Source organism: Mesorhizobium sp. M0037 (assembly GCF_040323635.1).
GTDB lineage: Bacteria > Pseudomonadota > Alphaproteobacteria > Rhizobiales > Rhizobiaceae > Mesorhizobium.
Genome location: NZ_JAMYVB010000050.1, coordinates 1 through 1,512, shown reverse-complemented (window position 1 = coordinate 1,512; position 1,512 = coordinate 1). Strand labels below are relative to the sequence as shown.

Sequence of the window (1,512 nt, the reverse complement as noted above, 5' to 3'; positions counted from 1 at the left end):
TTCGTCATCGGACAATTGGAGAAATCGATTGCTTGGATAGGCATACATTTATGAAATGAATGCATTCTCGTTCACTTCGCCCTTCGCCGAGCAGTTGCGGGCTCGCAGGCGGCGGGGACGCGCCCAGGCAATCGGCCGAACATTCACACTCAAAGAACGGTCCAGGAAACTTTGTAACCGGTCGTTCTGGTTGAGCCGCCCTCGGAAGAACGGGCATGGGGATGTGTTGCCGAGTCGCGCCGGCACTGCCCATTGCGAGCAAGGGAAGTGGCGGCGAATGGAGCTCGGAACGTCATTGTTCTGGTGAATGCCGGACACCGGGATCCTCCATGTCAGCGCGCTCTGCCACGTTATCCTGTGTAGACTCGATGGCCTTCAGGACTTTGGAAGGCGCACCGAATGATCGCTGCCGTCCACCTTCCATCACCAACACCAAATCCACGGCGCGGATGGCGCTCGGCCGATGGGCGACGACAACCGCAATGCCCTTGCGCTCGCGCACGGAGGCGATCGCATTAACGACTGCAGCCTCGCCTTCCGCATCGAGATGGGCATTGGGTTCATCCAGCACAACAAGGAAAGGGTCTCGATAAAGGGCACGGGCAAGACCGATAAGCTGGCGCTGCCCGGCGGAAAGTGCCGATCCGGCCTCACCAATCGGAGTTTCGTATCCGTGCTCAAATCGGAGGATCAGTTCGTGCGTGCCCGCTGCCTTCGCCGCGGCGACAATAGCCTCAGGGTCAGGATCATCTTCAAAACGAGCAATGTTTTCGGCAATGGTGCCGTCGAACAGTTCAACACCTTGCGGCAGATAGCCGATGTGACGGCCTAGTGCTTCCCGGTCCCATTGATCGAGGCTTGCGCTGTCGATGCGAACCTTCCCGGCGACCGGCGTCCATGCGCCGACGATGGCGCGCGAGAGTGTCGACTTGCCCGAGCCCGATGGACCGATGACCCCGAGTGCGCTTCCCGCCTGAATGGCAAACGCAATGCCGGTCACGGTCGGCTTGCTTTCGCCGGGCGGAACGATTGTCACGCTTTCGAGGCGCAGTTCGCGTTCAGGTTCAGGCATTAGCATGACAGGAGCGGTTTCAGGAACCTTTTCCAAGAGGTCCTCCAGCCGCGCCCAACCCTGGCGCGCCATGAGGAAGGGTTTCCAGCTTGAAATGGCGAGATCGACCGGAGCCAGCGCACGCCCCATCATGATCGAACTGGCAATCATGACCCCGGCCGTAGCCTCTTCCCTGACCACAAGGTACGCACCGACGGCAAGAATGGCCGATTGCAGCAGCACGCGCAGCGACTTTGAAATGGCACCCAGCCCACCTGCCACGTCCCCAGCTTTCCGGTTGGCGGCCAGACACTTGGCATTGGCCTTTTGCCATCGGGCAGCGATCCGCTTTCCAAGACCGAGAGCTTGCACGACCTCGGCATTGCAACGCGCTGCTTGCAGCAGACCATTGCGTGCCATGTTGTGGGCAACGGTATCGCTTATCGGCCCTTGCGAGAGAG

General features: G+C 60.1%; 1 protein-coding gene. It reads right to left on the bottom strand.

The window, feature by feature from the left end; genetic code table 11:
• Positions 1 to 292 precede the first annotated feature (292 nt).
• A partial coding sequence (locus NKJ78_RS30725; protein WP_352562815.1) for a type I secretion system permease/ATPase occupies positions 293 to 1,512 on the bottom strand: 1,220 nt, incomplete at its 5' end.